Below are 25,354 nucleotides of genomic sequence, written 5' to 3' on the forward strand. Positions count from 1 at the left end.
GCCGTCAGCCGGTCAGCGTCCGGACGTACCGCACCTCGGGCACAGCGACCCCGTCCACGTCGAACGGCTCCTCGGTGCCGTCGGCGTGGAAGCCCGCCTTCTCGTAGAAGCGCCGGGCGCGGGTGTTGCCCTTGAGCACCCACAGGAGCATGCGCTCGTACCCGGCGGCCGTGCACCGGCGCACCGACTCGCCGAGCAGGGCCCGCCCGATGCCGCCGCCGAGCCGCGCGGCATCGACGTAGAGGGCGTACAACTCGGCGTCGGCGGTGTGCGGTTCGCCGTCCCGGCAGGGGCCGTGGCAGGCCCAGCCCACGATCCCGCCGCCGTCGTCCTCGGCGACCAGGTTCACCACGCCGTCGGGGGCCCGGGTGAACAGGGTGCGCCGCCTCGCGGCGTCCTCGGCGACACTGAGCCCGTCGAGGTACGGCTGCGGCATCAGGCCCCGGTACGCGGACCGCCAGCCGCCGACGCGTATCCGGGACACGGGCTCGCAGTCGGCGAGGAGCATCTCCCGCACCCGGGGCCCGGTCACTGCGGGACCACCGCGAACGCCTCGATCTCCATCAGGAACTCGGGCCGCACCAGCGAGGCGACCTGCACCGCCGAGGCGGCCGGCAGCCGGTCGTCGGGTATGTGCTCGGCGCGGGCCGCGCGGATGGCGGGCATGTGCGCCATGTCCGTGACGAAGAAGGTCAGTTTGACCACGTCGCCGAAGGTGGCGCCGGCCGCGGCCAGACAGCGGCGCAGGTTCTCGAACACCTGGCGGGCCTGGGCCGCCGGGTCGCCCTCGCCGACGACTCGTCCGTCCTCGTCGAGGGCGAGCTGGCCCGAGACGGCCACGAAGCGTCCGGTGCCCAGGACGACGTGGGAGTACTGGGCGGCCGGGGCGACACCGTCGGGGGCGGGGATCCTGGTCAGCTCACTCATGGGTCCATGGTGGACCACGGGTCCGACAACGCCCCCGACGGGCCGCCGGGAGGGGCTATCTCCGGAAGCCGAGCAGCCCGTGCAGGGTCGAGCCGCGCGACGACATCGCCGCCGCCTTCGTCTCCAGCGGCTTCGGCCGGGGCGGCGCCGCGCACACCGCGTCCGCCCCGCCGGTCCCGCGCGGCACGGTGCCGTCGGCCAGATAGGCCGTCAGGTGCTCGTCCAGGCAGGCGTTCCCGCTGAGCGTGATGCCGTGGTTCCCGCCGCCCTGCTCCACCACCAGGCTGGAGCCGCGCAGCATGCGGTGGACCGCGACGCCGCCCTCGTACGGGGTGGCCGCGTCGCCGGTCGCCTGGAACAGCAGCGCCGGCGGCAGCTCGGCGTTGGTGACGTCCACCGGCCGCAGCGAGTCCGTCGGCCAGAAGGCGCACGGTGCGTTGTACCAGGCGTTGTTCCACGCCATGAAGGGCGCCTTCTCGTACACCTTCCACTGGTCCTCGCGCCACTTCGCCCAGTCGCGCTGCCAGGCCGCGTCCCGGCACTGCACCGCGCTGTAGACGCTGTAGCCGTTCTCCCCCGCGGCGTCGGTGGCCCCGAAGTCCTCGTACGCCTCGACGAGCGGGTCGGCGTTCTCGTCGTTCACGTAGGCCGAGAACGCCTCCGCCAGGTAGGGCCAGTAGCCGTTGTAGTAGGCGCCGGGGAGGAAGGTGTCCTCCAGCTCCGCGGCACCGATCCTGCCGTCGGCCGGTTTCCTCGCCAGCTCACCCCGCATCGCGTACCACTGCGCCTCGATCCGTTCCGGGTCGGTGCCGAGCCGGTACGTGGCGTCGTGGTCCGCGATCCAGGCCATGAGGGCCCGGTGACGGTCGTTGAAGGCGAGGTCCTGGTTGATGTTGGCGCCGTACCAGACCCCGGACGGGTCGACGACCGAGTCCAGCACCAGGCGCCGCACCCGCTCCGGGTGGAGCTTGGCGTAGACGGCGCCCAGGTAGGTGCCGTACGAGTAGCCGAAGTAGTTGATCTTCTTCGCGCCGAGCGCCGCGCGGATCGCCTCCATGTCCCGTGCGGTGCTGACGGTGTCGATGTACGGCAGCACGTCCGCGTACTTGTCCCCGCAGGCGTCGGCGAAGGACTGCACGCGCGCGAGGTTGGCCTTCTCGACGGCCGGCGTCGACGGCAGCGTGTCCGGGCGCACCGGGGAGAAGTGGCCCGGCCGGCAGTTCAGGGCCGGCTCGCTCCTGCCCACGCCCCGTGGGTCGAAGCCGATGACGTCGTACTGCGCGGCCACCTTCTTCGGCAGCGAGGACGCCACGAACCCGGCCAGCGTCAGCCCGCTGCCGCCGGGACCTCCGGGGTTGACCAGCAGCGGGCCCTGGTACGTCGCCGCGGTGTGCGGGATGCGGGACAGGGCGAGGGTGATCCGCTTCCCGTCCGGGCGGGCGTGGTCGAGCGGTACCGAGAGGGACGCGCACTGGAGCGTCGGGTAGTCGGTGGTGCCGCACTTCTTCCAGCCGAGTTTCGCGGCGTGAGGGGCTTGCGGGGCGTGCGCGGACGGCGCGGAGTGCGCTGTGCCCGCCTCGGCGGGGACGGCCGCGAAAGCCCCGGCCGCGACGACGGCGGCGCCGCACAGCGCGACTGCGCGTTGTCTCATGGAGTCCTCCCAGGACCACGGGAAAGCGGACCGCGAGGGTCGCGGTCCACGCCGCATCGTCCCGGAAAGCACGTCCGAAAGAACGCATTCTGTCGATACTTGACCCAGTTGGGTGTTAGATGCCCTCCAATGCCTCTAATACCCTCAGATGAGCGAAAGTTGTGTCGGCTCGGAGGGCGCGGGCCCGGCCGGCCCGGGCCGAGCGATCCGGCGCGGCATCCCCGCACCGGCGGGGCCGATGCCGTACTCCCGTGCCAGGTCGTGCACCTGACGCGTGATCCGGCGCTGGTACCACTTCGGGGCGTAGGCGCCCTCCGCGTACAGCCGCTCGTAGCGGCGGACCAGATGCGGGTGATGAGCGGCGAGCCAGGCCATGAACCACTCCCGGGCGCCGGGCCGCAGATGCAGCACCAGGGGCGTGACGGACGTGGCACCGGAGGCCGCGATGGCCCGCACGGTCGCCCGCAGCCGGTCCGGCTGGTCGCTCAGGAACGGGATCACCGGCGCCATCAGCACACCGCAGCCGATCCCGTGCTCGCCGAGGGTCCGCACGACCTCCAGCCGGCGCTCCGGCGCGGGAGTGCCCGGCTCGACGGTGCGCCACAGGTCGGGGTCGGTGAAGCCGACCGAGACCGAGATGCCCACGTCCGTCACCCGCGCCGCCCGGGTCAGCAGGTCCAGGTCGCGCAGGATCAGCGTGCCCTTGGTGAGGATCGAGAAGGGGTTCGCCCGCTCGGTCAGCGCCGCGATGATGCCCGGCATCAGGCGATAGCGCCCCTCGGCACGCTGGTAGCAGTCGACGTTGGTGCCCATCGCGACGTGCTCGCCCTGCCACCGGCGGGAGGCCAGCTGGCGGCGCAGCAGCTCCGGCGCGTTCACCTTGACGACGATCTGGCTGTCGAAGCCGAGGCCGGTGTCGAGGTCGAGGTAGCTGTGCGTCTTGCGCGCGAAGCAGTAGACGCACGCGTGCGTGCAGCCCCGGTAGGGGTTCACCGTCCATTCGAACGGCATGCGCGAGGCCCCCGGCACCCGGTTGAGTATCGAGCGGGCCCGCACCTCGTGGAAGGTGATCCCGCGGAACTCGGGCGTGTCGAACGTACGGGTCGTCACCGCGTCCGCGTCGAACAGTGCGGGGTCGGTCGCCCGCTCGTGACCGGAGTCCGTGAGGTTTTCCCAGCGCATGCCGCCTCCTCGGTAGTACTGGCCACAGAATAGAACAAGTGTTCCCATGATCGTGCGGAGGTGCCGTACGGCTCCGCGCCCCCCGATTTGGTGGCCGGGCAGCGGGGTGGTTGGCTTGCTCCGACCCCGAGGAACCAGGCCCTGGAGGAACCCCGATGGCGCAGGTCGAGGCCACGACGGAGCGGATCGTCACGGCGGACGCGGAGACGGTGTTCGACACCCTCGCCGACTACAGCGGCACGCGCGAGAGGCTGCTGCCCGAACAGTTCAGCGAGTACGAGGTCCGCGAGGGCGGCGACGGCGAGGGCACCCTCGTGCACTGGAAGCTCCAGGCCACCAGCAAGCGCGTCCGCGACTGCCTGCTGGAGGTCAGTGAGCCGACCGACGGCGAGCTGGTCGAGAAGGACCGCAACTCCTCCATGGTCACCACCTGGCGGGTCACCCCGGCCGGTGAGGGCAGGTCCCGGGTCACCGTCACGACCACCTGGCAGGGCGCGGGCGGCATCGGCGGTTTCTTCGAAAAGACCTTCGCTCCCAAGGGCCTCGCCCGGATCTACGACGCGCTGCTCGCCAAGCTCGCCGCCGAGGTGGAGAAGTAGTCAAGACCCCTTTCTCCGGGGCCCGTTGGGCCCCTCACCGGTTCGAGTGATCTCCTCACGGGTCTTCCGTACGGCGTAACTCGTCGTGGTTGCCGCCAGTTGTCGCTTAATGCGGGAATTGCGGCAGTACGACGAGGGGAGCGGTACGTGGGCGGGATCACTCTGGTGCAGGAAGAACCGGTCGCCGCACCCCCGAAGATCCCCGTACCCGAGCCGGAGCGGGACACCGGGCTCAGCCCGCGGCGGGTGCGGCTGGTCTTCTTCGGGCTGATGCTCGCGCTGCTGCTCGCCGCGCTGGAGCAGATGATCGTCGCCACGGCGCTGCCGAAGATCGTCGGCGAGCTGCACGGCCTGGAGCAGATGTCGTGGGCGATCACCGCCTACCTGCTCACCTCCACCGTCGGACTGCCGATCTACGGCAAGCTCGGCGACCTGTTCGGCCGCAAGGGCGTCTTCCAGTTCGCGATCCTGGTGTTCGTCGTCGGGTCCGCGCTCGCCGGCCGGGCCCAGACGATGGACCAGCTGATCGCCTACCGGGCCGTGCAGGGTGTCGGCGCGGGCGGACTGATGATCGGCGTGCAGGCGATCATCGCCGACATCGTCCCGCCCAGGGACCGCGGCCGGTTCATGGGCCTGATCGGCGCCGCCTTCGGTCTGGCCTCGGTGGCCGGCCCCCTGCTCGGCGGCTACTTCACCGACCACCTCTCCTGGCGCTGGTGCTTCTACATCAACGTGCCCTTCGGGCTGGTCACCATGGTCGTCGTCGCGCTCGTCCTGAAACTGCCCAAGCCGCAGGCCAAGCCCCGGCTGGACATCCTCGGCGCGCTGCTGCTCGCCGCCGCCTCCACCTGTCTGGTGCTGCTGACCAGCTGGGGCGGCACCGAGTACGCCTGGGACTCCGAGGTGATCCTCGGTCTCGGCGCCGGAGCCGCGGTGTCCACCGTGCTCTTCCTCGTCGCCGAGCGCTTCGCGCCCGAGCCGCTGATCCCGCTCAGGCTGTTCCGGGACTCCGTCTTCAACATCACCGGCCTGGTCGGTCTCGTCGTCGGCGTCGCCCTGTTCGGCGCCGCCAGCTACCTGCCGACGTTCCTGCAGATGGTCGACGGCGCCTCCGCCACCGAGTCCGGCCTCCTCATGCTGCCGATGATGGGCGGCATCGTCGGCGCCTCCATCATCTCCGGCCAGCTCATCAGCCGTACCGGGCGCTACCGGATCCACCCCATCCTGGGCGGGGCCCTGTCCGTCGTCGGCATGTGGCTCCTGTCCCGCCTCGACGCCGACACGCCCCGGCTGCAGTACAGCATCTGGATGGCCGTCCTCGGCGCCGGCATCGGCATGGTGATGCCCGTCCTGATCCTCGCCGTGCAGAACTCCGTGCGCCCCTCCGACCTGGGCACGGCCACCAGCGCCAACAACTACTTCCGGCAGATCGGCGGCAGCGTCGGCGCGGCGATCTTCGGCACGCTCTTCGCCGGCCGGCTCACCGACGCCCTGGCCGAGCGCCTGCCCGCCGAGGCGGGCGCCGGCCTGCCCGACGCGGAGTCCATCACCCCGCAACTCGTCCACTCCCTGCCCCCGGCGCTGCGCGACGCCTACATCGGGGCGTACGCCGACGCCATGCCGAGGATCTTCCTCTACCTGGTGCCGGTACTCGTCCTCGGCCTGCTCATCGCCCTCTTCCTCAAGGAGACCCCCCTGTTGAACAGCGCAGCGACCCCCCACGCCCCCGCCGCCGAGCCGGACACCACCCGCCCCGTCGCCTCCGTGCCGCATGCCCGTTCGCCGCACGCCGCCGGCATCCCGGTCTGCGGCACCGTGCAGCACCCCGACGGCACCGTCGTGCCCCGCGCGGCACTCACCCTCATCGACGTCGCCGGGCAGCAGATCGGCCGCGGCGCCAGCGGCGACGACGGGCGGTACGCGCTCGCCACCCCCGGCTCGGGGTCCTACGTCCTGATCGCCGCGGCCGGTGGCCACCAGCCGCAGGCGGTCTCCGTCACCGTCGGCGAGCGTCCGGTCGAGCTGGACGTGGTCCTCGGCGGCGCCGGGCGGCTGGCGGGACAGGTGCTCACCGCCGACGGCAGCCCGGTGCGCGACGCGACCGTCACCCTCACCAACGTCCACGGCGAGGTCGTGGCCAGCACCCGCAGCGGCCGCGAGGGCGGCTACGTCATCACCGAGCTGGTGGCCGGCGAGTACACCCTCGCCGCCAGCGCGCCCGCCTTCCGCCCGGCCGCCCTGCCCGTCAGCGTGCAGGCCGCCCGGGAGACCCGCCAGGACGTCGAGCTGGCCGGCGGCGCCGTACTGCGCGGCACCGTGCGCGCCGGCGGCGGGCGGGCCGTGGAGGACGCGCGCGTGACCCTGCTGGACGCGGCCGGCAACGTCGTGGACACGCTGACCACCGGACCCGACGGCACCTTCCGGTTCGTCGACCTCTCGTCCGGCGAGTACACCGTCATCGCCGCCGGTTACCCGCCCGTCGCCACGGTGCTCCAGGTGGCCGGCGGCGGACGCACGGAACGCGACCTCCAGCTGGGCCACGAGGACTGAGACCGGCCACCGGCGCGCGGCCCGCGCGCCGGTGCGCATCCCCGCCACCAATTCCCCCGTTGCCGCACATCACCACCGGCCGCACCCGTACGGTGGTGACGGCGACACAGATCTTGCGGAGCCGTGGGAGAGAGGGCCTGACGCCATGGACCATGGCAGCGAGCGGGACACACCTCCCGGCCGCGGAGCCGGTCCCGGCGCCGCGCCCGGCCGCGTCCCGCTGGCCGTCGTCGTGGTGGACCGCGACGGACTGGTCTCCCACTGGAGCCGCGGTGCGCGCCTGCTGTTCGCCCTCCCCAAGGAAGAGGCGATCGGCCGGCCCGCCCCCGATCTGCTGCCCGTCTCGGGCGCCCTCGCCGAGGACGACGACACCACCCCGTACGGGTCCTGGACGGCCCGCGACGACCTCGGCCCCGGCCTGGAGGCGTCCCTCGACGGGCGGCTGTCCTACCCGGCCGCGGGCCGCGCCCGCCTCACCGTGCCCGGGAACGACCGGATCGACGTGCTGTGGTGGGCGTACCCGCTGGTGGGCCCCGGCCGCGAGCGGCTGCTGGTACTGGCCGCCGACGCGGACGCCCTGCGGCAGGACCCCGGCGGCGCGGACGCGCACCGCCCCGGGGAGAGGGCCGTCGAGCGGATCGTGCCCGGCTTCGCGCTGCACACCGACTTCCCCGGTGCCGAGGAACTGGCCCGCCGCCTGCCCGAGATCCTGCCCAGCATGAGCGTCGGCGAGAGCGCCCGCATCGTCGGACAGGTCCTCGAACTGGGCTACCCGGTCCTGGAGTTCAGCCGGAACGACCGGGTGCCCGTCACCCCCGACTGGGGCGTGCCCCGGCGCGCCGAGCGCAGGGCGCGCCGCGAACGGGCGGAGCGGGCGCTCGCCGCCGGCGAGCCGGTCCCGCAGGAACTGCTCGACGAGGCCGAGGACCTGGAGTACGCGGCCGTCCGCGAACGCCTGGAGTTCCTGAACGAGGTCAGCGGCCGCATCGGCACCTCCCTCGACCTCTCCCGCACCATCGTCGAGGTCAGCCGGGCCGTGGTCCCCCGGTTCACCGACGTCGCCGGCACCTACCTGCGCGAACAGGTCGTCGCCGGCGAGGGCTTCCCCGAGGGCGTGCCGGACACGACGACGATGTGGCACCGGGTCGCCGTCGAGCACACCGACGAACCCGGCCGCTGGGACGACGTCGTACCGGTCGGCGAGGCCATGCCGTTCCCGGCGCACACCCCGTTCTTCCAGTGCATGACCACCGGCGAACCCGTCCTCGTGCCGCGCATCAGCGAGGAGATGGGCCACGCCATCGCCTCCCAGTTCGAGAAGCGGGACATCCGGCCGCTCATCACGGGCCGCTCCATGCTGCTGGTGCCCCTGAAGGCACGCAACGTCGTCCTCGGCTTCATGATCCTGCTCCGCCACCCCGAGCGGCCCGTCTTCAACGACATGGACCGCGTCACGGGCGCCGAACTCGCCGCCCGTGCGGGCCTCGTGCTCGACAACGCGCGCATGTACACGTACCAGGAGAACGTCGCCGAGACGCTCCAGGACAGCATGCTGCCGCACATCCCCGCCCGCATGGCCGGCGCCGACATCGCCACCCGCTACCTGCCCGGCACCCTGCTCGGCCGGGTCGGCGGCGACTGGTTCGACGCCGTCAAACTGCCCGGCGCGCGCACCGCGCTCGTCGTCGGCGACGTCATGGGGCACGGCCTGAACTCGGCCGCCATGATGGGCCAGTTGCGTACGGCCGTGCAGACCATGGCCGCCCTCGACCTGCCGCCCGCCCAGCTGCTGCGCAACCTCGACGACCTCGCCCAGCGGCTCGGCGACACCTACCTCGCGACCTGCCTGTACGCCGTCTACGACCCGATCGCGAGCGAACTGCACCTCGCCAACGCCGGACACATCCCGCCCGTCCTGGTCCGTGCCGAGGACGGTGCCGGCGAGCTGATCGACCTGCCGACGGGGGCGCCGATCGGCGTCGGCGGGGTGCCGTTCGAGGCGGTACGCGTGCGCGTGGCACCCGGCGACCGGCTGGTGATGTGCACCGACGGCCTGGTGGAAGTGCGCGGCGAGGACATCGGCGTCGGCCTCGCGACCCTCTGCGAGTCCGCCGCCCACCCCGCCGCCTCCATGGACGACGCCTGCGACACGATCATCCGGGCGCTGGGCAGGCGCGGCGTCCGCAAGGACGACGTGGCCCTGCTGATGGCCCGCCTGAACGGCATCGAGCCCGACGCCGTCGCCGAATGGCGGCTCGCCCGCGACCCGGCCGAAGTCCGCCGGGCCCGTGCGGCCGTCCGCGAGCAGCTGCACGACTGGGGGCTGGCGAAACTGGCCGGTCCCGCCGAGCTGCTGGCCGGCGAACTCGTCACCAACGCCGTACGGCACGCCCACGCCCGCCCCGTCGGGCTGCGCCTCGTACGCGGCGACACGCTGCTGTGCGAGGTGGACGACGACGACCACGAACTGCCCACGCTGCGCAGCGCGGGACCCGAGGACGAGGCCGGGCGCGGTCTGCGCGTGGTCAGCACCCTGGCCCGCGAGTGGGGCGCCAGCCGCACGAAGGCGGGCAAGACCGTCTGGTTCGAGCTGACGCTGCCCCGGCGCTGAACCGCGCGCAGCGGCCGGGAGAAGAAGCCGCCCCGGAGGACCGGTGAAGGAACGCGCCGGGCGCTTGTGGCCGTGCGCCGGGCGCGGTACACCGTACTGGCCCGTCGTCAACGGCGGGCCGGACGGACCTGGGGAGTCGGGCATGAGCGTGACGAGTCGGTACCGGGACGCGTGGGAGGGGTTCTGGCGTGAGGCCCCCGGGGACGAGGGCGCGGTGTTCTGGGACGCCGAGCCCGCGCTGGCCGCCGGCCGTCACCTGGCCCACTTCGAGCCGTACCTGACCGACCCCGGGCTGCCGCTGGTGGACCTCGGCTGCGGCAACGGCACCCAGACCCGCTTCCTCGCCGGCCGCTTCCCGCACGTCGTCGGCGCCGACCTGTCCGCCGCCGCCCTCGACCACGCCCGGCACGCCGACCCCGCCGGGCTGGCCGCCTACCGGCAGCTGGACGCCGCCGACAGGTCCGCCACGAAGGCCCTGCACGCCGAGCTGGGCGACGCCAACGTCTACATGCGGGGCGTGCTGCACCAGTGCGAGCCCGACGACCGCCAGCCCCTCGCCGACGGCGTCGCCGCGCTCCTCGGCGAGCGCGGCCGGGCACTTCTCGTGGAGCCCTCCGCGGCCGCCAAGCCGGCTCTCATGGCCGTGGCCCGGGGGCCCGCGGGCCCGCCCCCGAAGGTCGAACCCGTCCTCCGGCACGGACTGACCCCCGGCGAGGTCGCCGACGGGGCGGTGCAGGAACATCTGCGCGCGGCCGGGCTGACCGTCCTGGCGAGCGGCGAACTCCCGCTGGTGACCACCGAGTACACGGCCGACGGCACCCGGATCGAGCTGCCGTCGACGTGGGTCGTGGCCGGGCGCCACCCCGTGTGACACCGGCGCGGGCGGAGCGTCATTGGTCTGGGCCGGTGAGAGTTTTCCACAGCCCTGGCTGCGCTCGCGCGAGACCGCGTAACGTGACGCCCCATGAAGATCCTCATCAGCGCCGACATGGAAGGCGCCACCGGTGTCACCTGGCCGGCCGACGTGCTGCCGGGGACGCCGCAGTGGGAGCGCTGCCGGTCGATGTTCACCTCGGACGTCAACGCCGCCGTGCTGGGCTTCTTCGACGGCGGTGCCGACGAGGTGCTCATCAACGAGGCCCACTGGACCATGCGCAACCTGCTGCTGGAGCGGCTCGACGAGCGGGCGCAGATGCTCACCGGGCGGCACAAGGCGCTGTCCATGGTGGAGGGCGTGCAGCACGGGGACGTCGACGGCATCGCCTTCATCGGCTACCACGCGGGGGCCGGCATGGAGGGCGTCCTCGCGCACACCTACCTGGCGAACTCCATCACGGGCGTGTGGCTGAACGACGTACGGGCCAGCGAGGGCCTGCTCAACGCCCACGTCGTCGCCGAGTACGGGGTGCCGGTCGTCCTGGTCACCGGCGACGACGTGGCCTGCGAGGACGCCCTCGGCTACGCGCCCGGGGCGCTGAAGGTCGCGGTCAAGGACCATGTCTCGCGGTACGCGGCCGTGTGCCGGACGCCGGCCAGGACCGCCGCCGACATCCGGGCGGCGGCCAAGGAGGCGGCGGCGCTCGCGGTGCGCCGCGAGCCGGTGAGCGGAGGACCGTTCACCGTGGCGCTGGAGTTCGACGCCGAGCACCTGGCGGCGGCCTCGACGGTCGTGCCGGGCGTGGCCCGCATCGGCGAGCGGAAGGTGGCCTACACCCACGAGACCATGTTCGAGGCCATCCGTACGTTCAAGGCGGTCACCACGATCGCCTCGGCCGCGGTGGAGGAGCAGTATGGCTGAGCAGCCCGGGAGCACGGACGCGCAGGCGCTGGACGAGGTCGTCCGGTTCACCTCCGACCTCATCCGCATCGACACCACCAACCGCGGCGGCGGCGACTGCCGGGAGCGCCCCGCCGCCGAGTACGCCGCCGCACGGCTCGCCGAGGCCGGGATCGAGCCCACGCTGCTGGAGCGCACCGAGGGCCGGACCAACGTCGTCGCCCGCATCGAGGGCACCGACCCGTCCGCCGGCGCGCTGCTGCTCCACGGTCACCTGGACGTGGTGCCCGCCGAGGCCGCCGACTGGAGCGTGCACCCGTTCTCCGGGGAGATCCGCGACGGGGTCGTCTGGGGGCGCGGCGCGGTCGACATGAAGAACATGGACGCGATGATCCTCGCCGTGGTGCGCGCCTGGGCCCGCCAGGGCGTCCGGCCCCGGCGCGACGTGGTGATCGCGTTCACCGCGGACGAGGAGGCCAGCGCCGAGGACGGCTCCGGCTTCCTCGCCGACCGGCACGCCGCGCTCTTCGAGGGCTGCACCGAGGGCGTCAGCGAATCCGGGGCGTTCACCTTCCACGACGGCGGCGGCCGGCAGATCTACCCGATCGCCGCCGGCGAACGCGGCACCGGCTGGCTCAGGCTCACCGCGCGCGGACGGGCCGGGCACGGCTCCAAGGTCAACCGGGAGAACGCGGTCACGCGGCTGGCCGCCGCCATCACCCGGATCGGCGACCACGAGTGGCCGCTGCGGCTGACCCCGACCGTGCGCGCGGCCCTCACCGAACTCGCCGCCCTGTACGGCATCGAGACCGACCTGCACGACGTCGACGCGCTGCTCGACAAGCTCGGCCCCGCGGCCAAGCTGGTCGAGGCCACCGTCCGCAACAGCGCCAACCCGACCATGCTGGACGCCGGTTACAAGATCAATGTCATTCCGGGCGAGGCGGTCGCCCATGTCGACGGGCGGTTCCTGCCGGGCGGCGAGGAGGAGTTCCGCAGCACCCTGGACCGGCTCACCGGGCCGGACGTGGACTGGGAGTTCGAGCACCGCGAGGTCGCGCTCCAGGCGCCGGTGGACTCGCCGACGTACGCCAGGATGCGCGCGGCCGTCGAGGAGTTCGCCCCGGAGGGGCACGTGGTGCCGTACTGCATGTCCGGCGGTACGGACGCCAAGCAGTTCTCGCGGCTCGGCATCACCGGCTACGGCTTCGCGCCGCTGAAGCTGCCGGAGGGCTTCGACTACCAGGCCCTCTTCCACGGTGTCGACGAACGCGTCCCCGTCGAGGCGCTGCACTTCGGCGTCCGCGTCCTCGACCGGTTCCTGCGCACGGCCTAGAAGGAGTGGGGGGAGACAGTGCAGACCCTGGCGTACGGATCGTGGCCCTCGCCGATCGACGCGGCGCTCGCCGCCGCGCACGACGGGCGGCCCGACGACGTGGGCTTCGTCGGCGACGAGGTGTGGTGGACGGCGCCCCGGCCCACGGAGGGCGGGCGGCGAACCCTGGTCCGCCGGCGTCCCGATGGCACGGAGGAGCCGGTGCTGCCGGCGCCGTGGAACGTGCGCAGCCGCGTCATCGAGTACGGTGGCCGGCCCTGGGCCGCGTTCCTGACCGACGCCGGGCCGCTGGTGCTCTTCGTGAACTTCGCCGACCAGCGGCTGTACGCGTTCGAGCCGGGCGGCGAACCGCGTCCGCTGACCCCCGTCTCCCCGGTGGGCGGCGGGCTGCGCTGGGCCGATCCGCAGCCGCGCCCCGAGCGGGGCGAGGTGTGGTGCGTCCTGGAGGAGTTCACCGGCGACGGCCCCACCGACGTGCGCCGGGTCCTTGTGGCGGTGCCGCTGGACGGCTCGGCCGCCGACGACCGGCACGCCGTGCGGGAACTCACCGACGACCGGCACCGGTTCGTCACCGGGCCGCGCCTCTCGCCGGACGGACGCCGTGCGGCCTGGCTCGCCTGGGACCATCCGCGCATGCCCTGGGACGGCACCGAGCTGAAGGTGGCCGAGATCGTACCCGAGGGTGTCTTCCAGGAGGCCCGGACCGTCGCGGGCGGGCCGGAGGAGTCCGTCGCCCAGGCCGACTGGGCCGCCGACGGCACCCTGCTGTACGCGTCCGACCGCACCGGCTGGTGGAACCTCTACCGGGACGGCGAGCCCCTGTGCGCCCGCGAGGAGGAGTTCGGCGGGCCGTTGTGGAAGCTCGGCCTGCGCTGGTTCGCCCCGCTGGACAGCGGTCTCATCGCCGTCCTGCACGGCCGCGGAGCCGCCACCCTCGGGATACTGGACCCCGAGACCGGCGAGCTCGTCGACGCGGCGGGCCCCTGGACCGAGTTCGCGCCCACCCTGGCGGCGCACGGCGAGCGGGTCGTGGCCGTCGGCGCGAGCCCGCACAGCGCCTACGAGGTGGTGGAGCTGGACGCCAGCACCGGCCGCACCCGCGTGATCGGCGCCCCCCACGAGGACGCCGTGGACCCCGTCTACTACCCCCGGCCGCTGATCCGCACCTTCGCCGGCCCCGACGGCCGCGAGATCCACGCCCACGTCTATCCACCGCACCACCCGGAGTGCACGGCCCCCGGCGACGAACTGCCGCCGTACGTGGTCTGGGCGCACGGCGGCCCCACCAGCCGGTCGCCGCTCGTGCTGGACCTGGAGATCGCCTACTTCACCTCGCGCGGGATCGGCGTCGTCGAGGTCAACTACGGAGGCTCCACCGGCCACGGCCGGCAGTACCGCAACCGGCTGCGCGAACAGTGGGGGGTCGTCGACGTCGAGGACTGCGCCGCCGTCGCCCTCGCCCTCGCCGACGAGGGCACCGCCGACCGCGACCGGCTCGCGATCCGGGGCGGCAGCGCCGGCGGCTGGACCGCGGCCGCGTCGCTGGCCACGACCGACGTCTACGCCTGCGGCACGGTCATCTACCCGATCCTCGACCTGGCCGGCTGGGGCACCGGGGAGACCCACGACTTCGAGTCGCAGTACCTGGAGACCCTGATCGGGCCGTACGCCGAGGTCCCCGGCCGGTACGCCGAGCGGTCGCCCTCCGAGCACGCCGACCGTGTGACCGTGCCGTTCCTGCTGCTGCAGGGCCTGGACGACGTGATCTGCCCGCCCGTGCAGTGCGAGCGCTTCCTCGCCCGCATGGCCGGCAGAGGCGTGCCGCACGCGTACATCGCCTTCGAGGGCGAGGGGCACGGATTCCGCCGGGCGGAGACCATGGTGCGCGTCCTGGAGTCCGAGCTCTCCCTCTACGCCCAGGTCTTCGGACTGAACCCGCCGGGCGTCCAGACCCTGGAGCTGACCAAGTGACCTCCCTGCGGCGGCCGCCGCGGCTGGCTCCCGGCGCACGGGTGGCCGTCGTCGCGCCCAGCGGGCCCGTGCCCGAGGAGCGGCTGCAGTCCGGCCTCGACGTGCTGCGCGGCTGGGACCTCGACCCGGTCGTGGCACCCCATGTCCTGGACCGGCACGGCACGTTCGACTACCTCGCGGGCACGGACGCCGACCGGGCCGCCGATCTCCAGGCGGCCTGGTGCGACCCGTCCGTGGACGCCGTGCTGTGCGCCCGCGGCGGGTACGGCGCCCAGCGCATGGCCGACCTGCTCGACTGGGAGGCGATGCGCGCGGCCGGACCGAAGGTGTTCGTCGGCTTCAGCGACATCACCGCGCTGCACGAGGCGTTCGCGACGAGACTGGGGCTGGTCACCCTGCACGGGCCGATGGCGGCCGGCGCCGACTTCATCAAGAACGCGAGGGCGCAGGAGCACCTCAAGGCCACGCTGTTCGCGCCGGAGACCGTCCGCACGATCGTGTCCGGCGCCACGTCGCTGGTCCCCGGCCGGGCCCGGGGCGTCACACTCGGTGGAAGCGTGAGTCTGCTCGCCGCCGAGCTGGGCACCCCGCACGCCCGCCGCTCCGCGCACGGCGGGCTGCTGTGCCTGGAGGACGTGGGAGAGGTGGCGTACCGGCTGGACCGCTGTCTGACGCAGTTGCTGCGCGCCGGATGGCTGGACGGGGTCCGCGGGGTGCTCCTCGGGTCCTGGGAGGCGTGCGGGCCCTACGAGCGCCTGCGCCCGCTGTTCGCCGACCGGCTGGGCGGCCTCGGAGTGCCGGTCGTCGAGGACTTCGGCTTCGGGCACTGCGAGGGCGCGCTGACCGTGCCCTTCGGGACGGCGGCGGAGCTGGACGCCGAGGCGGGCACGCTCACCCTCGACGAGCCGGCACTGCGCTGAGGCGGCACCGCGCCGAGCCGTCCGGCCGGTGACCGGGCCCGGCCCGGCGGTCCGCACGCGCGGGGCTGCTCCGGTTGCCGGTGCCCGGGGAGCGGCCCACCGGCCCCGTCGTAGGCTGGCGGGATGCCGCACACCGCATCCCGCTACCTCGCCGAGGGCCCCCGCGTGGGCATACGGCACTTCACCTACGAGGACGGCGACGAGTTCACCGCCCGGGCCCGGGAGAGCAAGGACCTGCACCATCCGTGGCTCTTCCCGCCCGACAGCGCCGAGGCGTACGCCGTGTACGCCGGCCGGCTGATCGAGGACCCGGCCAAGGCCGGTTTCCTGGTGTGCGAGCGCGACGGCGGCGGCATCGCGGGATTCGTCAACGTCAACAACATCGTCCACGGCGGCTTCCGCAGCGGGGCGCTCGGCTACGGCGCCTTCGCCCACGCGGCGGGCCGCGGGCTGATGCGCGAGGGACTGGACCTCGTCGTACGGTACGCGTTCGGACCGCTGGGGCTGCACCGGCTGGAGATAAACGTGCAGCCGGGCAACGCCGCCTCCATCGCGCTGGCCCGCGCCTGCGGCTTCCACCTGGAGGGCTTCTCGCCGCGGATGCTCCACATCGACGGCGCCTGGCGCGACCACCAGCGCTGGGCGATCACCGCCGAGAGCGTGACTTCCGGTTGATCTTCATGGTGTCCAGGTCGGTGACCGTCGACCGGAGGTCGCGGAACCCGTAGCCGAGCCCGCGCAGCGTCGTCTCCGCCCGGTCCTCCGCGATCGCCCCCGCCATCTCCTCGCCGTCCGCCGCGTCCGACACCACGACGTACCGCATCGAGAAGTGCTTCAGCGGCGACGCCTCGTACGACAGCGAGCCCTCCTCGGTGAACCGCATGCTCGCCATCCCGTGCTCGGCGGCCTCGGCGATCAGCCGGGCCCAGGCCTCCTCGGTCAGCGCCTCCCAGGTGCCCCGGACGATCACCCGGTAGGTGTGCTGCTCGCTCACGTACGCTCCACTCTCCGTCGCTCCTCGGCCACCGCGGCCGGAGGCCGACTCTACGTCGGCGCGGGCGGACGGCACCCGGGATTTTCGCCGCCCGGCCCGCCGCGGCGATCCCGCCCGGTCCGGCCCCTGGTCAGCCGGGCGGCGAGCGGCTTCCATGGGGAACCGTGACGACGATCCGACGTGAGGTACTGACGCTGCCCGCCGCGGCCCTGGGCACCGACAACCCGCTGCCGCCGCTGCGCCCCCTGGACGAGGCCCACCGCATCGACGACCGGGACCGGGCCGCCCTGCCACGTGACATGGCCCGGCAGATCGACTACGAGCCGCTGCGCAGCCTGCTGCCGGTGCGGATCCGGGACGGGTACGACCGGACGCGTCCACCGGGCCGCATCGAAGCCCTCGTCATCGAGAACGACCGGCTGAGGGCCACCGTCCTGCCCGCTCTCGGCGGCCGCGTCGCCTCCCTCCACCACAAGCCGACCGGCCGTGAACTCCTCTACACCAACCCGGTGTTCCAGCCCGCCAACTTCGCCCTCAACGGCGCCTGGTTCTCCGGCGGCATCGAGTGGAACATCGGCGCCACCGGCCACACCACTCTGTCCTGCTCACCCCTGCACGCGGCCCGCGTACCGGCCCCCGACGGCTCGCAGATGCTGCGCCTGTGGGAGTGGGAGAGGCTGCGCGACCTGCCCTTCCAGATCGACCTGTGGCTGCCGGAGGGCTCGGACTTCCTCTACGCCGGCGTCCGGATCCGCAACCCGCACGAGCGCCCGGTGCCCACCTACTGGTGGTCCAACATCGCCGTGCCCGAGGAGCGCCGCGTCCTCGCCCCCGCCGACGAGGCATGGCACTTCGGCTACGAACGCCGGCTGCGCCGGGTGCCCGTGCCGCTCCACGACGGCGCCGACCGCACGTACCCGCTGAACAGCACGTACGCCGCCGACTACTTCTACGAGGTGCCGGATGCCCGGCGCCGCTGGATCGCCGCGCTCGACGCCCACGGGCACGGACTCGTGCAGACCTCGACCGACGTGCTGCGCGGCCGGAAGCTGTTCGTCTGGGGCACCGGACCCGGCGGGCGGCGCTGGCAGGAGTGGCTCACCGAACCCGGCACGGGCGGCTACTGCGAGATCCAGGCCGGACTCGTCCGCACCCAGCTGGAGCACGTCCGGCTGGAGGCGGAGAGCGAGCTGTCCTGGCTGGAGGCGTACGGGCCGCTCGACGCGGACCCCGACGGCGAGTGGCACACCGTGCTGCGCGGGGCGGAGGAGCGGCTGGAGACCGCCCTGCCACGGGCCGGGGTCGACGCGGCGTACGCGGCCTGGAAGCCGCACGCCGACACCGAGCCCGGCGACAGCCTCGCCACCGGGTCGGGCTGGGGCGCACTCGAAGTACTGCGCACCGGCTGGAAACTGCCCGGCACGCCCTTCGAGGAGAGCACCCTCGGCGACGCGCAGCAGCCCTGGCTGCACCTGCTGCGCGCCGGGTACCTTCCCGAGCCCGGGACGCACGAGCCGCCCGGGGACACGCTGGTCGCCCGGCCCTGGCGGGACATGCTGGAGACCGCGCCCGCCACACCGGTCACCGAGTACCACCTCGGTGTCGCCCAGTGGCACGCCGGCGACCGGGCACAGGCGGAGCGCAGCTGGGAGCGCGCCCTCGCCACCGCGCCGGCCGGCTGGCCGCTGCTGCGCTGTCTCGCCGTCGCGGACCAGGAGGGCGGTCACCACGAGCGGGCCGCCGACCGGTACGCCGAGGCCTTCGACGACCTCTGCGAGCGGCGCGGCGACGACGAGCGGTGGACGGCGGTCACGGCGGCGCTGGGCCGGGAGGCCGTCGAGGCGCTGCTGGCGGCGGGGCGCACGGCGGACGCCCGTACCGTGTGGGAGCGGCTGGGCCCCGCCGTCCGCGCCCGGGGCAGGCTCCGGCTGACCGAGGCCGGACTGCTGCTCGCCGAGGGGCGGCACGAGGAGGCGCGGGCGGTCTTCGGGGACGGCTTCGAGGTCGCCGACCTGAGGGAGGGGGAGGAGGCCATCGGGCGGTTGTGGGCCCGTCTCTGCCCCGAACCGCTGCCCACCCGGCTCGACTTCAGGATGCGGCCGGACGGGGACTGACCCCGCCCGGCCGGAGACTCACGCGCGCCGGTCCACGTACTCGTAGACCACACCGTCCGGGTGCTGGGCGATCAGATTGCGTCCAGCTGGCGTCGGAACCGGGCCGGCGATGATGTCGGCACCCAGTTCGCCCAGGACGCGGTGGGCCTCGTCGACGTCCGCGACGGCGATCGTGGCGGCGACCTTGCGCAGCAGCTCCAACTGGGACTCCGGCCCGCTCATCAGCAGGAAGCAGCCGACCGCGGCGACTTGGACACCACCGCGTTCGAAGCGGAGGGCCCGGCCGCCGGCGACGCCCTCGTAGAAGGGGATGGCCTTGTCCAGATCGTCGACGTAGACGCGCAGTGTGGCTCCCAGAATGTCCATGCGGACGAGCCTAGTTGGCGGCGCCCCGGTCCTCACGGGCGCCGCCGCACCGCGCGGGGCGGTGCCGGTTCACGCGCTCTGCTGGAGCCGGGGCAGCACCTTGGTGCGGTAGAAGTCGAAGAAGCCGCGCAGGTCGGGGCCGATCTGGTTGACGTAGACCCGGTCGAAGCCGGCGTCGGCGAACCGCTTCAGCTCGGTGACGTGCTCGTCGGCGTCGGCACCGCACACCAGGTTCTGGCGCACCATGTCCTCGGTGACCAGCGTCTGCACCTGCTCGAAGTGCTTCGGCGAGGGCAGCACCTGGCCCAGCTCGCCGGGCAGCAGCTCGTTCGCCCACAGCCGGTGCACGGCCCGTACCGCCTCGTCCCGGTCGGCGTCGTAGCAGACCTTCGTGCCCCCGCTGACCAGCTTGGCGCCGCCCCCGCCCTTGCGGTACTGCTCGACCATCGACGTGTCCGGCATCATCGTGATGTATCCGTCCCCCACCCGGGCCGCCAGTTTCGTGGCGGCCGGCCCGAAGCCGGAGACGTCGACGGGGACGGGCTCGTCCGGGACGGTGTACAGGCGGGCGTTCTCCACCGTGTAGTGCGTGCCGTGGTGGTTGACCTCCTCGCCGCTGAACAGCCGGCGCATCACCAGGATCGCCTCCTCCAGCATCTCCAGCCGCACGTGCGCCGGCGGCCAGGCGTCGCCGAGGATGTGCTCGTTGAGCGCCTCGCCCGTGCCGACGCCGAGCCGGAAGCGGCCCCCGGTCATCACCGCGCTCGTCGCCGCCGCCTGCGCCACCACCGCCGGGTGCATGCGCACGGTCGGGCAGGTCACCGCCGTCTCGACGGGCAGCGACACGGCCTCGGACAGCGCGCCGATCACCGACCACACGAACGGGCTCTGGCCCTGCTCGTCGTTCCAGGGGTGGTAGTGGTCCGAGATCCACAGCGCCTGGAACCCTGCCTGCTCGGCCATGCGCGCCTGCTCGATCAGCTCCGCGGGGCCGTACTGCTCGCACGCGAGGAAATAGCCGTACTCGGGCATGGGGATGCCTCCGGGACATGGGGCGGGTGGGTCGCGGCCCGAGTACCCGGACGCCCGGCCGGAAACCGGCGGCGCGCGGTGCCGGCGGATGCCGGGGCGGCGGGGCCGGACGTTCGGGCACCCTGGTCAACGGACGTTTGGGCACCCTGGTCAAGGGGACGCGGAAGGCTCACGAGGTACGCGACAGCCCGGAGGCGAACCGTGAGCCGACCCCGCATCGTGATCGTCGGTGCCGGCTTCGCCGGGTACCGGACGGCCCGCACCCTGTCCCGGCTCACCCGGCACCAGGCCGACATCACCCTGCTCAATCCGACCGACTACTTCCTGTACCTGCCCCTGCTGCCCCAGGTCGCCGCCGGGGTGCTGGAACCGCGCCGGGTCACCGTGTCCCTGTCGGGCACCCTGCCGCGGGTGCGGCTGGTGCTGGGCGAGGCCCACGGCATCGACCTCGACCGGCACACCGTGCGCTACACCGACCCCGAGGGCCGCGACGGCACGCTGTCCTTCGACCGGCTGGTGCTCGCCGCGGGCAGCGTCAACAAGCTGCTGCCCATCCCCGGCGTCGCCGAGCACGCGCACGGCTTCCGCGGGCTGCCGGAGGCGCTGTACCTGCGTGATCACGTCACCCGCCAGGTGGAGCTGGCGGCCACGACCGACGACCGCGCGGAGTGCTCCGCCCGGTGCACCTTCGTCGTGGTCGGCGCCGGGTACACCGGTACGGAGGTGGCCGCGCACGGCCAGATGTACACCGACGCCCAGGTCCGCAGGCATCCGATGCGCGCCGGGATGCGGCCGCGGTGGATGCTGCTGGACGTCGCGCCCCGGGTGCTGCCCGAGTTGGACGAACGGCTCTCGCGCACCGCCGAGCGGGTGCTGCGGCAGCGGGGCGTGGACGTGCGGATGGGTACGTCCGTGAAGGAGGCCACGCACGACGGGGTCCTGCTGACCGACGGCACGACCGTGGACACGCGCACGCTGGTGTGGTGCGTGGGCGTGCGGCCCGACCCGCTCGTGGCGTCCCTCGGGCTGCCCATGGAACGCGGCCGGCTGCTGGTCGACCCCCACCTCCAGGTGCCGGGGCGGCCCGAGCTGTTCGCGTGCGGTGACGCGGCGGCGGTGCCGGACCTGAACAACCCGGGCGCGTTCACGCCGATGACCGCGCAGCACGCCTGGCGGCACGGCAAGGTCTGCGCCCGCAACGTCGCCGCCTCGCTCGGGATCGGGGAGCGGCGCGTCTACCGTCACCGGGACATGGGCTTCGTGGTGGACCTGGGCGGTGCGAAGGCCGCCGCCAATCCGCTGGGCGTTCCGGTCTCCGGCCCGGCGGCGGGCGCGGTGACCCGCGGCTACCACCTGGCGGCGATGCCGGGCAACCGTGTCCGGGTCGCCGCGGACTGGCTGCTCGACAGCGTACTGCCGCGCCAGGCGGTGCAGTTGGGGCTCGTACGCTCCTGGTCCGTACCCCTGGAGTCGGCGTCGCCCGAGCTGGCGCGGGTGCCGGGGGGACCGGGGGGCCGTCAGGACGGCGAACCGGCCGGGGCCGGGAGTGGTGGTGAGCCGGCCAAGTCCGGGGGCGGGGGTGAATCGGCCAAGTCCGGGCGAGGCGGTGAATCGGCCGGGGCCGGGAGTGGCGGTCAGTCCGCGAAGGCCGGGCGCGGTGGTGAATCGGACAGGGCCGGGAACGGCGGCGAGCCGGCCGGGACCGGGAGTGGCCGTGAGTCCGCCGAGGCCGGGCGCGGTGGTGAATCGGACAGGGCCGGGCATGGTGGTGAGCCGGCCCGCAGCCAGCCTGGCGGTGAGCCGGCCCGCAGCCAGCCTGGCCGTGAACCGGCCCGCAGCCAGCCCGGCGGTGAACCGGCCAGGAACCAGCCTGGCGGTGAACCGGCCAAGAGCCGGCCCCGCGGTGAATCCGGGGCGCGGGGCGCCGAGGCCGGGCCCGGTGTCGAACCGCCGGCCGGGCAGCCGCCGCCCGGTCCCGACGTCGCCCCAGGTCCCGTCAAGCGTTCCGACGACTCCCCGGAAGGAGACTCATGAACACCGGTGAACTCGTCGACCTGGGCCGGCAGTTGCGCGTCGACAGCGTGCGCGCCTCCGCCGCCGCCGGCTCCGGCCACCCGACCTCCTCGATGTCCGCCGCGGACCTGATGGCCGTACTGCTCGCCAACCACCTCCGCTACGACTTCCAGCGCCCGGCCCACCCGGGCAACGACCGCTTCGTCCTGTCCAAGGGGCACGCCTCGCCCCTGCTGTACTCCGCCTACAAGGCGGCCGGCGCCATCGACGACGACGAGCTGCTCACCTTCCGCGAACTGGGCAGCCGCCTGGAAGGGCACCCCACGCCGCAGGGCCTGCCGTGGGTCGAGACGGCCACCGGTTCGCTCGGGCAGGGCCTGCCCGTCGGCGTCGGCATCGCGTGGGCCGGCAAGCGGCTGGACCGCGCCGACTACCGCGTGTGGGTGCTGTGCGGCGACAGCGAGATGGCCGAGGGCTCGGTCTGGGAGGCCGCCGAGCACGCCGGACACGAGCACCTCGACAACCTCACCGTGATCGTCGACGTCAACCGGCTGGGCCAGCGCGGCCCGACCCGGCACGGCCACGACCTGGACGCCTACGCCCGCCGCTTCCGGGCCTTCGACTGGCACACCGTCGAGATCGACGGCCACGACGTCGACGCCATCGACCGCGCCTACGGCGAGGCCCTGTCCACCAAGGGCCAGCCCACCGCCGTCATCGCCCGCACCCTCAAGGGCAAGGGTGTCCAGGCCGTGGAGGACCGTGAGGGCCAGCACGGCAAGCCGGTGCCGGACGCCGACGAGGCGGTCGCCGAACTCGGCGGCCCGGGCGACGTCCGCGTCGAGGTGCACGAGCCGCCCTCCGCCCGGGCGCTGCACTCGGTCGGCTCCGGGCAGACCGACCTGCCCCGTTTCGAGCAGGGGGACGAGGTCGCCACCCGCAACGCCTTCGGGCAGGCACTGGCCGCGCTCGGCACCGCCCGTGGCGACGTCGTCGCCCTCGACGGCGAGGTCGGCGACTCCACGCGCGCCGAGTTCTTCGCCAAGGAGCACCCCGAGCGCTACTTCGAGTGCTACATCGCCGAGCAGCTGATGGTCGCCGCCGCGGTGGGCATGGCGGCTCGCGGCTGGACTCCGTACGCCACCACCTTCGCGGCGTTCCTCACCCGCGCCCACGATTTCATCCGGATGGCCTCGGTCAGCGGTTCCGGCATCAACCTCGTCGGCTCCCACGCGGGCGTCGCCATCGGCCAGGACGGGCCCAGCCAGATGGGCCTGGAGGACCTGGCGATGATGCGGGCGATCCACGGCTCGACCGTGCTGTACCCGTGCGACGCCAACCAGACCGCGCACCTCGTCGCCGCGATGGCCGACCTGGAGGGCATCCGCTACCTGCGGACCTCGCGCGGCGAGAGCAGGGTGATCTACGGTCCCGACGAGGAGTTCCCCGTCGGCGGCAGCAAGGTGCTGCGCTCCTCCGGCCGGGACCGGCTGACGGTCGTCGCGGCGGGCGTCACCCTGCACCAGGCGCTGGCCGCCGCCGACGCGCTCGACCGGCAGGGCATCCCGGTCCGGGTGATCGACCTGTACTCGGTCAAGCCCGTCGACCGGGCGACGCTGCGGCAGGCCGCCGAGGACACCGGCTGCCTGCTGACCGTGGAGGACCACCGGGAGGAGGGCGGCATCGGGGACGCGGTCCTCGACGCCTTCGGCGACGGGCGGCCCGTGCCGCGCCTGATCCGGCTCGCCGTCCGTACGATGCCGGGTTCGGCGTCCCCCGACGAGCAGCTGCACGCCGCAGGCATCGACGCCGAGTCCATCGCGGCGGCCGCCAGGCTGCTGGTGGAGGAGGCGGTCGTGGCGTGAGCGGCGACGCCGTGCGGACCGTCCGGGCGGGCCGGCGCCCGGTGGACGTCCACCGGCCGGACAAGGTGATGTTCCCGGGCGGCGACGGGGACGGCGGCGCCAAGGAGTACACCAAGAGCGACCTGGCCGACTACTACCGGTCCGTCGCCCCCTTCATGCTGCCGCACCTGCGTGGCCGCCCGCTGATGCTGGAGCGCCACCCCGACGGCGTCGACGGCCCGAGGTTCATGCAGAAGAACACCCCGGAGAACTACCCGGAGTGGATCACCCGTGTCGAGGTGGCCAAGGAGGGCGGCACCGTCTGCCACACCGTCTGCGACGACACCGCCACCCTCGTGTACCTGGCCGACCAGGCCGCCCTCACCCTGCACCGCTGGCTGTCGCGCGCCCCGGACCTGAACCGGCCCGACCGGATGGTCTTCGACCTCGACCCCGCCGGCGACGACTTCCCCTCGGTCCGGGAGGCGGCCGGGCTGCTGGGCGAGCTGCTCGACGCGCTGAAGCTGCCCTCGGCACCGATGACCACCGGCTCCCGGGGACTGCACGTGGTGGTGCCGCTGAACGGGCGTCAGGACTTCGACGCGGTACGGGAGTTCGCCCGGGACGTCGCCGACGCGCTGGCCGCCGCGCACCCGGACCGGCTGACCACGGCCGCCCGCAAGAAGGACCGCGGCGACCGGCTCTATCTCGACGTCCAGCGCAACGCCTACGCGCAGACCGCCGTCGCGCCCTTCACCGTCCGCTCCCTGCCCGGTGCCCCGGTGGCCACGCCCATCTCCTGGGACCAGCTGGACGACCCCGTGCTGCACGCCCGCCGCTGGACCGTCGCGGACGCCGTGGAGCAGGCCCGCACCCGGCCCTGGGCGGGGGTCATGAGCCGCGGGCGGGCCCTGGGACCGGCCCGGCGGCGCCTGGACGACCTGCTCGGCTGAGCGGGGCCCGGGAAAACCGGGCGGCAGAAGCCCGGGGCGCGAGGTTTGGCGAACACACTTGCGGCCACACGGATGGGGAGGTGGCCATGTCGAACGAGCCAACTGCCAACCGCGGCAACAAGAGCACCAAGAACACCAGAAACAACAACAGCAACACAGGCAACGAAGACAACGGCAACACGGACAACAGCACGGCGGATCACCGGCCGAGCCCGATGGAGGTGCTGCGCCAGGCGCGCGCCCAGTTCGCGGAGCTGACCGGCACGGCCGCCGAGTCCGTGTCGTCCTTCGAGCAGACGGAGGACGGCTGGTCCCTGGAGGTCGAGGTTCTCGAGCTCGAGAGGGTGCCCGACACGATGAGCCTGATGGCGAGCTACCAGGTGGAGCTCGACGCCCAGGGGCAGCTCACCGGCTACCGGCGCGTCCAGCGCTACGAGCGCGGGCGGGCCGACGCACGCAGGCCCGGCGGCCGCTAGGCCGCCCGACCGGACCCGCACCCACAGACAAGGAGGAA

Annotated in this window: 21 protein-coding genes; 14 read left to right on the plus strand and 7 right to left on the minus strand. The window is 73.5% G+C overall.

The features are described from left to right. Window positions 1-4 precede the first annotated feature (4 nt). From H0H10_RS05780 to H0H10_RS05795, 4 genes are all read right to left on the minus strand, one after another. Complete coding sequence (locus tag H0H10_RS05780) at window positions 5-508, minus strand: GNAT family N-acetyltransferase (RefSeq protein WP_188179844.1); 504 nt, start codon at window positions 506-508, stop codon at window positions 5-7. A 20-nt stretch (window positions 509-528) separates the two neighbouring features. Beyond that, window positions 529-927, minus strand: a complete 399-nt coding sequence (locus H0H10_RS05785) for a RidA family protein (protein ID WP_188179729.1) — start codon at window positions 925-927, stop codon at window positions 529-531. Window positions 928-982: 55 nt separating this feature from the next. Further along, window positions 983-2,578 carry an alpha/beta hydrolase gene (locus H0H10_RS05790; protein WP_188179730.1) on the minus strand — a complete coding sequence of 532 codons (1,596 nt, stop codon included), beginning with the start codon at window positions 2,576-2,578 and terminating at the stop codon, window positions 983-985. Between the two features lie 144 nt (window positions 2,579-2,722). Then, window positions 2,723-3,760, minus strand: coding sequence for an Rv2578c family radical SAM protein (locus H0H10_RS05795; RefSeq protein ID WP_188179731.1), 1,038 nt, complete (start codon window positions 3,758-3,760; stop codon window positions 2,723-2,725). 155 nt (window positions 3,761-3,915) lie between these two features. On the opposite strand from H0H10_RS05795, the gene H0H10_RS05800 reads away from it, so the two are divergent. From H0H10_RS05800 to H0H10_RS05840, 9 genes are all read left to right on the plus strand, one after another. Then, window positions 3,916-4,359, plus strand: a complete 444-nt coding sequence (locus H0H10_RS05800; protein WP_188179732.1) for an SRPBCC family protein — start codon at window positions 3,916-3,918, stop codon at window positions 4,357-4,359. 147 nt (window positions 4,360-4,506) lie between these two features. After that, entirely contained in the window at window positions 4,507-6,909 is a 2,403-nt protein-coding gene (locus H0H10_RS05805) for an MFS transporter (RefSeq protein ID WP_188179733.1), read from the plus strand. Window positions 6,910-7,054: 145 nt separating this feature from the next. After that, window positions 7,055-9,520: an ATP-binding SpoIIE family protein phosphatase gene (locus tag H0H10_RS05810; RefSeq protein WP_188179734.1), complete on the plus strand. Its 2,466-nt coding sequence runs from the start codon at window positions 7,055-7,057 to the stop codon at window positions 9,518-9,520. 142 nt (window positions 9,521-9,662) lie between these two features. Further along, complete coding sequence (locus tag H0H10_RS05815) at window positions 9,663-10,391, plus strand: class I SAM-dependent methyltransferase (RefSeq protein ID WP_188179735.1); 729 nt, start codon at window positions 9,663-9,665, stop codon at window positions 10,389-10,391. A 93-nt stretch (window positions 10,392-10,484) separates the two neighbouring features. Then, window positions 10,485-11,318, plus strand: a complete 834-nt coding sequence (locus H0H10_RS05820; RefSeq protein WP_188179736.1) for a M55 family metallopeptidase — start codon at window positions 10,485-10,487, stop codon at window positions 11,316-11,318. After that, window positions 11,311-12,633 carry a M20/M25/M40 family metallo-hydrolase gene (locus H0H10_RS05825; protein WP_188179737.1) on the plus strand — a complete coding sequence of 441 codons (1,323 nt, stop codon included), beginning with the start codon at window positions 11,311-11,313 and terminating at the stop codon, window positions 12,631-12,633. The genes H0H10_RS05820 and H0H10_RS05825 overlap by 8 nt, the downstream gene beginning before the upstream one ends. A gap of 18 nt (window positions 12,634-12,651) precedes the next feature. Then, on the plus strand, window positions 12,652-14,604 hold the full coding sequence (locus H0H10_RS05830; protein WP_188179738.1) for a S9 family peptidase: 1,953 nt from the start codon (window positions 12,652-12,654) through the stop codon (window positions 14,602-14,604). Then, the gene (locus H0H10_RS05835; protein WP_188179739.1) at window positions 14,601-15,524 is read left to right on the plus strand and encodes a S66 peptidase family protein; all 924 of its coding nucleotides are present in this window, start codon (window positions 14,601-14,603) and stop codon (window positions 15,522-15,524) included. Before H0H10_RS05830 ends, H0H10_RS05835 begins: the two co-directional genes overlap by 4 nt. A gap of 123 nt (window positions 15,525-15,647) precedes the next feature. Continuing rightward, on the plus strand, window positions 15,648-16,199 hold the full coding sequence (locus tag H0H10_RS05840; protein ID WP_188179740.1) for a GNAT family N-acetyltransferase: 552 nt from the start codon (window positions 15,648-15,650) through the stop codon (window positions 16,197-16,199). Here H0H10_RS05840 and H0H10_RS05845 read toward each other — a convergent pair. Continuing rightward, window positions 16,171-16,518 (minus strand): DUF6204 family protein, encoded by a 348-nt coding sequence (locus H0H10_RS05845; protein WP_188179741.1) that lies wholly within the window; start codon window positions 16,516-16,518, stop codon window positions 16,171-16,173. The two genes, H0H10_RS05840 and H0H10_RS05845, sit on opposite strands and share 29 nt — an antisense overlap. Window positions 16,519-16,682: 164 nt before the next feature. On the opposite strand from H0H10_RS05845, the gene H0H10_RS05850 reads away from it, so the two are divergent. Beyond that, window positions 16,683-18,632 (plus strand): DUF5107 domain-containing protein, encoded by a 1,950-nt coding sequence (locus H0H10_RS05850; protein WP_188179742.1) that lies wholly within the window; start codon window positions 16,683-16,685, stop codon window positions 18,630-18,632. A gap of 18 nt (window positions 18,633-18,650) precedes the next feature. On the opposite strand, the gene H0H10_RS05855 is transcribed toward H0H10_RS05850, so the two are convergent. After that, entirely contained in the window at window positions 18,651-18,998 is a 348-nt protein-coding gene (locus H0H10_RS05855; protein ID WP_188179743.1) for a VOC family protein, read from the minus strand. Between the two features lie 69 nt (window positions 18,999-19,067). After that, window positions 19,068-20,030, minus strand: coding sequence for an LLM class F420-dependent oxidoreductase (locus tag H0H10_RS05860; RefSeq protein WP_188179744.1), 963 nt, complete (start codon window positions 20,028-20,030; stop codon window positions 19,068-19,070). 201 nt (window positions 20,031-20,231) lie between these two features. Here H0H10_RS05860 and H0H10_RS05865 point away from each other — a divergent pair, with 201 nt between their 5' ends. From H0H10_RS05865 to H0H10_RS05880, 4 genes are all read left to right on the plus strand, one after another. Continuing rightward, window positions 20,232-22,064, plus strand: a complete 1,833-nt coding sequence (locus H0H10_RS05865) for an FAD-dependent oxidoreductase (protein ID WP_188179745.1) — start codon at window positions 20,232-20,234, stop codon at window positions 22,062-22,064. Continuing rightward, the gene (locus H0H10_RS05870; protein WP_188179746.1) at window positions 22,061-23,908 is read left to right on the plus strand and encodes a transketolase; all 1,848 of its coding nucleotides are present in this window, start codon (window positions 22,061-22,063) and stop codon (window positions 23,906-23,908) included. Before H0H10_RS05865 ends, H0H10_RS05870 begins: the two co-directional genes overlap by 4 nt. Further along, a complete protein-coding gene (ligD, locus tag H0H10_RS05875) occupies window positions 23,905-24,840 on the plus strand; it encodes a non-homologous end-joining DNA ligase (RefSeq protein WP_188179747.1) in 936 nt (311 codons plus the stop codon). Before H0H10_RS05870 ends, ligD begins: the two co-directional genes overlap by 4 nt. A gap of 86 nt (window positions 24,841-24,926) precedes the next feature. Continuing rightward, a complete protein-coding gene (locus tag H0H10_RS05880) occupies window positions 24,927-25,316 on the plus strand; it encodes a gas vesicle protein GvpO (RefSeq protein WP_188179748.1) in 390 nt (129 codons plus the stop codon). Window positions 25,317-25,354: the final 38 nt, after the last annotated feature.

It is taken from the genome of Streptomyces griseicoloratus, from assembly GCF_014534645.1.
GTDB classification, from domain to species: Bacteria; Actinomycetota; Actinomycetes; order Streptomycetales; family Streptomycetaceae; genus Streptomyces; species Streptomyces griseicoloratus.

Bases quoted from the DNA above. Each gene is read 5' to 3' on its own strand.
- H0H10_RS05855 (WP_188179743.1), bottom strand. From the start codon at position 18,998: ATGGACATTCTGGGAGCCACACTGCGCGTCTACGTCGACGATCTGGAC.
- H0H10_RS05870 (WP_188179746.1), top strand. From the start codon at position 22,061: ATGAACACCGGTGAACTCGTCGACCTGGGCCGGCAGTTGCGCGTCGAC.
- H0H10_RS05860 (WP_188179744.1), bottom strand. From the start codon at position 20,030: ATGCCCGAGTACGGCTATTTCCTCGCGTGCGAGCAGTACGGCCCCGCG.
- H0H10_RS05780 (WP_188179844.1), bottom strand. From the start codon at position 508: ATGCTCCTCGCCGACTGCGAGCCCGTGTCCCGGATACGCGTCGGCGGC.
- H0H10_RS05820 (WP_188179736.1), top strand. From the start codon at position 10,485: ATGAAGATCCTCATCAGCGCCGACATGGAAGGCGCCACCGGTGTCACC.
- H0H10_RS05815 (WP_188179735.1), top strand. From the start codon at position 9,663: ATGAGCGTGACGAGTCGGTACCGGGACGCGTGGGAGGGGTTCTGGCGT.
- H0H10_RS05810 (WP_188179734.1), top strand. From the start codon at position 7,055: ATGGACCATGGCAGCGAGCGGGACACACCTCCCGGCCGCGGAGCCGGT.
- H0H10_RS05785 (WP_188179729.1), bottom strand. From the start codon at position 927: ATGAGTGAGCTGACCAGGATCCCCGCCCCCGACGGTGTCGCCCCGGCC.
- H0H10_RS05825 (WP_188179737.1), top strand. From the start codon at position 11,311: ATGGCTGAGCAGCCCGGGAGCACGGACGCGCAGGCGCTGGACGAGGTC.
- H0H10_RS05795 (WP_188179731.1), bottom strand. From the start codon at position 3,760: ATGCGCTGGGAAAACCTCACGGACTCCGGTCACGAGCGGGCGACCGAC.
- H0H10_RS05800 (WP_188179732.1), top strand. From the start codon at position 3,916: ATGGCGCAGGTCGAGGCCACGACGGAGCGGATCGTCACGGCGGACGCG.
- H0H10_RS05840 (WP_188179740.1), top strand. From the start codon at position 15,648: ATGCCGCACACCGCATCCCGCTACCTCGCCGAGGGCCCCCGCGTGGGC.
- H0H10_RS05880 (WP_188179748.1), top strand. From the start codon at position 24,927: ATGTCGAACGAGCCAACTGCCAACCGCGGCAACAAGAGCACCAAGAAC.
- H0H10_RS05790 (WP_188179730.1), bottom strand. From the start codon at position 2,578: ATGAGACAACGCGCAGTCGCGCTGTGCGGCGCCGCCGTCGTCGCGGCC.